The 1977-nt window shown below is 47.7% G+C and carries 2 protein-coding genes; both read right to left on the minus strand.

The window, feature by feature from the left end; all coding sequences use genetic code 11:
• Nucleotides 1-586 (minus strand): phosphoribosylanthranilate isomerase (locus tag KDK16_RS12030; RefSeq protein WP_257276303.1); only part of this gene is annotated, 586 nt, incomplete at its 3' end.
• A 270-nt stretch (nucleotides 587-856) separates the two neighbouring features.
• Nucleotides 857-1903 carry a KTSC domain-containing protein gene (locus tag KDK16_RS12035; RefSeq protein ID WP_257276304.1) on the minus strand — a complete coding sequence of 349 codons (1047 nt, stop codon included), beginning with the start codon at nucleotides 1901-1903 and terminating at the stop codon, nucleotides 857-859.
• Nucleotides 1904-1977: the final 74 nt, after the last annotated feature.

Here is a 1977-nt window from a genome sequence, read left to right on the forward strand (position 1 = left end):
CTTTCATCTTTTCGGGGTCTTTGCCCCTGTCATTCTCTACACCACTGCTGACATCGACAGCAAAGGGTGCAACCTGTTCTATGGCTTGCGAAACGTTCTCAGGATTCAGACCACCCGCCAGAATAACGGGCTTATCCAGACTGTCCGGTATCAACTGCCAGTCAAAAGCCTCACCGGTTCCGCCGGGTATACCTTTACGATAAGAATCCAGAAGCAGACCACAGGCACCGGGATAAGCGGCAGCACTTTCCTTAACAGACGTCCCGGGACGTACTCTGAGTGCCTTGATATATCTTCTTCGCCATCGCTCACACTCCTGATCGGTCTCATTGCCATGAAACTGCAACAGATCCAGCGGGACGTGATCCAGAACCTCCCGGATAACGGATTCCTCAGCGTCAACAAACAAACCCACCAGGGTGATAAAAGGTGGGATTGCCGTGGCAATTTCTCGAGCCTTACGGACGGTCACAAACCGCTTGCTGGGCGCATAAAACACCAGACCCAGTGCATCAGCACCCGCATTAACCGCTTCCAGCGCTTCTTCTACAGAGGTGACTCCACAGACCTTGATCCGAGTCTTCAACGATACCTCTCCTAATGCCTATAGCTGATAAAGAACGCCAATAGCATTCGATGACAGCGAACTCTCCCGATCATCAGACAAACCGGTTCAATAAGGTTTCTATGATGAGTAAGCGATGGGAGTCATTGAACAGGATGCTTCCATACAGCTTCCCCCTGCAGGAGCAGGAAATGAAACAGGATCTGAAAGCAGAAGGTGGATGTTAGCAGAAACAGCCGACTCTTGTCTCATACTGAAAAGACAAGAGCCAAATCAAGAGTAAAACCCATTTCAATTCAAACGTCTGGAAGGGTATTGCCCCCTGATGGCCAGATTGTAATAACGACCGACAGAGTCAGCAGACAGCAAATCCTGATAGACACTCTCAGGCACATCGTAATATCGATAGAGACTGTCACTACCCACAAACTCGATTTCCAGTATCCGGGCTGTTGGATCATAGCCTGCAGATGCCAGCGCCGATGAGTCTACCGGCTGCCGATCAAAGGGTAAGGTTTCCAGACTGTAGGCAACGCTTCTGATCTGGTCCTTCAACAATTGGCCACTGGAATCACCCAAAACATAACTCATCCCAAAGCTATGATTTTTCCAGTCGTCGCTCACAGTACTGTTTGTTACATTGGCAGGTAAAGGTCCAAAGGCAGCGCTTCTCAATAGATTAATCACCAGATCATCAGAAAGCGTCAGGTATCGGGTCACACTCTGCTGATCAACTGGATAACTCAAGGGATAACCTACCTGACTGGCCGGAGTCGCCACTGACACCATGCCCATTAACTTCAACTCATTCCAGGCAATACCGGCAGTCGAAGTCTGATAAACCGAACGCCAGGACTCATTACCATAAAAGTTCCCCTGAGAATGAGCCACCAGCAAAACCTTCCGGCATTGGTTGATGTCTTGCGTGTATTGACTGATATGCCTGCGAAGATCACTGTCGAACAGGTAACTGAATGCATCATAGCTGGTTACAATCAGCTCCAACCCTTCCCGGAACCAGTCCGGTGCCAACTCCAGACCCGAAAGCCACAACAAAAAATTACTGTAATCCTGCAGCAGCTTTTGTCGCGCCACTTCGAGTACTTGATCGACAGGGTTTTCATTGTAGTTATAAGAAAGCTTATAGTTGATCCTGTAGCCGGGCAGCTGATTTCTCATCAGTCGAATTAAGCTATTCCTTGACTCTCGAGCAGCTTTTTGACTATTAAACATCCCATTACCGTAGTAAAGAGCCAATTCGGGTGGAGAAACCTGACATTCATTTGCATTCACTATTGAAGCCGCTAGCAAAAGCAGCACTATCAAATAATTTTTCATATTCTTCCCTGAATATTTAGTTCTGCTGTTCACGTTTAAAGTTACATTGACTCTCCAAATCATCAGTCAAAGTG

This window comes from Endozoicomonas sp. SESOKO4 (genome assembly GCF_024606275.1).

What these genes read in the sequence shown, in the direction of transcription:
- KDK16_RS12035 (WP_257276304.1), bottom strand. Translation starts at nt 1,903, where the DNA reads ATGAAAAATTATTTGATAGTGCTGCTTTTGCTAGCGGCTTCAATAGTG.